This is a genomic window from Methanospirillum hungatei, from assembly GCF_020216685.1.
Taxonomy (GTDB): domain Archaea; phylum Halobacteriota; class Methanomicrobia; order Methanomicrobiales; family Methanospirillaceae; genus Methanospirillum; species Methanospirillum hungatei_B.
Map to the genome: position 1 here is coordinate 1 of NZ_JAIWNS010000263.1, position 4,723 is coordinate 4,723.

5 protein-coding genes are annotated in these 4,723 nt (G+C 46.1%); 2 read left to right on the forward strand and 3 right to left on the reverse strand.

From position 1 onward, the window contains the following. The first annotated feature begins 76 nt into the window (after positions 1–76). Together radB and LDL35_RS14540 are read left to right on the forward strand one after the other, a co-directional pair. Positions 77–781, forward strand: coding sequence for a DNA repair and recombination protein RadB (radB, locus tag LDL35_RS14535; RefSeq protein WP_304023737.1), 705 nt, complete (start codon positions 77–79; stop codon positions 779–781). A 47-nt stretch (positions 782–828) separates the two neighbouring features. Next, a complete protein-coding gene (locus LDL35_RS14540) occupies positions 829–2,232 on the forward strand; it encodes a NosD domain-containing protein (protein WP_304023738.1) in 1,404 nt (467 codons plus the stop codon). Positions 2,233–2,248: 16 nt separating this feature from the next. Here the strand turns inward: LDL35_RS14540 and LDL35_RS14545 are convergent, their stop codons facing one another. From LDL35_RS14545 to LDL35_RS14555, 3 genes are all read right to left on the reverse strand, one after another. Beyond that, entirely contained in the window at positions 2,249–2,566 is a 318-nt protein-coding gene (locus LDL35_RS14545; protein WP_011449414.1) for an RNA recognition motif-containing protein, read from the reverse strand. Between the two features lie 714 nt (positions 2,567–3,280). After that, positions 3,281–3,664, reverse strand: a complete 384-nt coding sequence (locus LDL35_RS14550; protein WP_304023740.1) for a type II toxin-antitoxin system PemK/MazF family toxin — start codon at positions 3,662–3,664, stop codon at positions 3,281–3,283. Further along, positions 3,649–3,891 (reverse strand): hypothetical protein, encoded by a 243-nt coding sequence (locus LDL35_RS14555; protein ID WP_304023741.1) that lies wholly within the window; start codon positions 3,889–3,891, stop codon positions 3,649–3,651. Before LDL35_RS14555 ends, LDL35_RS14550 begins: the two co-directional genes overlap by 16 nt. Between the last annotated feature and the right edge of the window lie 832 nt (positions 3,892–4,723).

Here is a 4,723-nt window from a genome sequence, read left to right on the forward strand (position 1 = left end):
ACAATATTCCGGTGAGGGCTGTTCTCCATAACGTGACTGAAGCGGGGAAAAAATTCATCAGAGCAGGTGAGAGACGGTGAGATTAACCGGCGTATCATCAGGAAATGCGGCACTTGATGACCTGATGGGGACCGGATACCCTCGTAAGATGATCACCCAGATCTTTGGTGAGCCAGGCTCAGGAAAATCTTCCTTATGCCTCATGGCGGCAGTCTCAGTCTTAAAGCAGGGTGAATCGGTTGTCTATTTCGATACCGAGAGTTTCTCTGCCGAACGGTTCAGCCAGATTGCAGGTGATGAGGCAGCGTCTCTTGCTGACCGGCTGTTCCTTTATGAACCAGTGGATTTTAACCAGCAGGCTCTGATGATCCTTGAATCCGAGGATGTGATACGGGAGCAGAAGGCGGGAATTATCATCCTTGATTCTGCCACCGGCCTGTACCGGACTGAACTAGAACATATCCAGGAGGCGCTTCAGAAGTTTAACCGCCAGATCACGATGCTCCTTGGGTATGCAAAACGGTATGACATTCCAGTCCTCATCTCAAACCAGGTCTACATGGATATCAGTAAGGGCGATTTTGCTCCCCTGGGAGGGACGGGCCTTTATCACCTGAGTAAAATCATCCTCCAGATTGAACGGAGGGACAATACCAGGAGGATCCGGGTCATGAAACATCATGCACGGCCCGAAGGAACCTACATTGATGTCATCCTTGTCCAGGAGGGAATCAGGGTTATTGATGAGTACCCGGAAGACCTCCAGATCGAAAAGCCATAAGCCCTGACAATACCCATCTTTCAGAAGACACCCACACAGGGAAGTATATGATCCGATCAATATTTTTCGCAGCGGTTTGCATCACCCTGCTTTTCTCATCTCCGGTGTTTGGAACTTCTATTCCATTTCCCCCAGAATCAGGGCCATACACCGGGGATTATGTTCTCATCCAGGAGCCAGGACGATATACGCTTGAGAATAATGTCACCCATACCTACCCGGTCGGTATTATCATCACCTCCTCATCAGTCATCCTTGACGGGCAGGGGTATCATATCAGTCCTGCAGAAACCGGTGATCCGTCGGTGGGGATCTGGGTGACCCTCGTTGATTCACAGGGAAAACCAATCACCGGCGTCCGGATTGTGAACCTGACTATCCATGATGAGGTGACCGGTATTTATCTTGAAGGGGCAGACTCGTCTGAGTTTCCCTGGGGGAGTGATCGCTCGAAAGAGCCTGCAGTGTCTGATGCCATAACCTCTGATCGGGACATAAAATGCAGCGGGGTTACGATCACCGGTTCACGAATTGGTATCGCATCAAAGGGTTTGAAAACACCGGCAATCTGGCAGTCAGTGATAACGGGGAATGAAAAAGGGATCTCTATTTCAGGCGGTGCTCCGGATATCAGGGACCTTGTGGTTTCCGAGAACACCCATGCAGGCATTCATCTGGAGATGACCAATGGGGGAGTTATTACCGGGTGCCGGATTGAAGGAAACCAGGGCCCCGGCATTCTCCTGGACCATGCAAAAGATATCCAGATCTGGAATAATATCCTTGATAACTATGTGAACATCAGAAATACCGCAAGCGATGGGGCAGTACTTTATCAGACGCCAACAAACCAGACCAATATTATCAAGGGTCAGAAAACGGGGGGGAACCTCTGGGCACAGGGGGGGGTCCCGGTCTATTCATCCCACATGATCACAGACGCGGACCATGACGGAATCGGTGATATGCCCTACATCGAATCAGGTCTCATCGATCAATACCCCTTAATCCCGGCCGGGAGCGGTTTTATCCCGGTTGAGATACCTGAACCTGAACCAATACAACCGGTGATGACACCGGTTCCGGTCTCAACGCCATTTACCATCATCACCGGGATTCATGCCATCATCACCGGGGATTCCATCCCGACAGAGATGAAAGCAGGTATGTCATACCCGGTAACTATCACCCTCCTTAATGATGGATCTGATAACTGGCTTGATATGCATGGAGTTGGTATCAGGGCTGTGGGTGATGCTGCGAGCTGGGGCCCTGAATGGCTTCCGGTTCCTTCCGGGATTAATTCAAAGCAGTTTTATACGTTTAATTTTGAGCTCAAGGCACCAACATCACCCGGAACCTATGAGCTTTCCTATCAGGCGGTCAGGGGAGGTCAGGGAGTATCAGTTACATTCGGGAGACCGCATAAAAAGGTCGTAACGGTTCAATGATTGAGAAAAAGAGATATTATGAGTAGTTACGGCCTCCGCCATATCCCCTGCCACGGTTATATCCCCCGCCGCCGGATCCACGGTCGAACTCCCGTCTTGGCTGCATGGGCCGTGCTTCATCAATACGCATGGTCCGCCCCTCAAATACGGTCTGGTTCAGAGCGTCCATCGCCGCCTGGGCTTCTTCGCTGGTACCCATCTCGACAAATCCGAACCCTTTCTGCTCGATAATTTTTACACTGACAACGTCACCATACTGAGAGAAGAGATCCTTCAGCTGGTCTTCTTTCACAGAGTACGTCAGGTTGCCGACGTACAGTCGCTTTCCTTCCATAAGATATCAGACACCGTGTCTCTTTCCTCTCATAATCTATTCAGACATGAGAGGAGTGTGATCATGCCCCTTTCACCCGGCAATCTGACCGACAACGGGAGATTGTACCAGCATACATCTGACTGCCCGGATCGGGTATTCGCCAAACTTTCGAGAAGCTGATCATGAGAAAAGACGACTCATATGTTATTAATAATTATGTTTGCGGAGGGGAGAAGGGTCCAACGATTGATTTACCTTGTTATTTTCAGGGAATCACCATAACCCTGAATCCCGTTTTCTCATCCCAAAAAAGGGGATGTGAGCAGGAACGGGTGTACAGAGAACCCGAGCAGGAATGAACCTCACCAACAAGTTGTCTCCCCTGAGCTCACCAGAAAAGTCATGCCCATATGACCGGCTGCCTGTATACCACCCTTCTGGGAATGCACGAGTGGGGCATATATGATCCAAGGTGATCTCCGCGCAATTTCGCCGAGGAGCATCCATTCCAATGCAGGGAGGACGGGATCTGTGTTTACCGGAAATTGGGAAGAGTCAAAGTATTCGTCTGGAGCCTAGAAGGAAGTGATTCGAATGTGTTCTTCAGGCAAATACGCATGAGGCTTGTCGTGAGTATCCTGGATTGTGGATACATCAGCGAGAATTTTACAAGAAAAGAATGGAAGATAAGGGAAAAGACTGAGTAAAAGAATGAGAAGAGATCTGCCAGAATCATTCCTGCTGAATGATTGAAATTATGGTATTGACCACGGCTTGTATGACAGTATCTCCTACATGTCCGAAGGTGTACTGGATCATTGAAGCATTAGCAGTAAACAGTTTATAAGCATTAGCAGTAAACAGTTTATAAGCATTAGCAGTAAACAGTTTATCAGGTCTGATATAACTCATCTCTTTTAAGGTTCCGGATATTAGATCTGACGGATGGAGGGAGATACTATATGGATCTGAGTGATATTTTGAGGTAATCTGGCATAGGATCAAATCATCCCCGGTTACAGGTGCAATCACCAATGCAGGGCGTCTTTTTACAGAACTTAAATCAGAGAAAGGAAATGGTATAACGATAATATCTCCTTTTACAAATACTCCCATGCTTCATCCTCTTCAGATGTGAGCCAGTCACGTGCAAGAACTCGTTCACTCAAATACATGGTCTCACAAATGTGGGTAGTATCACACGTACATGCCTTTTGAGGTTCGTCAGGAGGAATATCCTCAATAATTAGATGATATTTTTTTCCAACCTGAAGATTCACCGGTTGATCCGGCACAAGAACTTTACCATTATATACCGCTGAAACTGTGATTTCGGTAATCATGCTATGTTTTTTTCCTTATACGCAGATAAAAGTTGTCGAATCGCAAGGTTAGATTACCCTACCTGGCTATTCGACATCAATCTCAAAGAGTGATATAGATTTTCCAGCTCATATTTAATGGAAGAATAGATATATAGTTTAACCACAAAATTCGTGAATAAAAATATTGATTTAATTAATTTATTTGAGTTTTCATGCAAACGCCTCTGATACCTTAAATTCCAAGTTCTGTTTGATGTTGTTCTGTTAATGCATTTTCCGGAATACTTGATCTTGTCTTCATTCGTTTAAATTCTTCCGATGTGTAACAGAGATAATCTATCGAATACGGTGTTCTGATTCTTTTTCTAACAAAGGGAAATCATTCATGCTGAGGAACATCTCTGAACTTCTCTGAAACCACAATCACATCAAGATCGGAATCATCATGAGCAGTTCCTCAGCAATGTAGAGATCATTGACTGCCTGCTTGAATCAACGCTCTCTAATCTCCTCATAATCTGTCACTTATCTAACTCCGTATCTGTATCAAATAGTGATTCGTTCTCAAAAGTATACCTGCATACTCCGGAAGATTTCTATCAGGTCTCACCTTTTACTAATTACCTACTATCGGATCCTCTTAAAAGCCTGAACAGTCACCATATGCAGTAAATATTCCTAGGTGCAGGTTCAATCAGATCGCCCGATAAAAGAAACAAAAACCAGAGCAATAAAACGAGGAGGAAAAATAAATTTAAACCTGAGGGGCTGTCACTAACCAGGTCGTACTGTTCGAGTAACTGTACCGCTCAATCTTAAACTCCGGACAGATCTCAGACAATAACGCCAT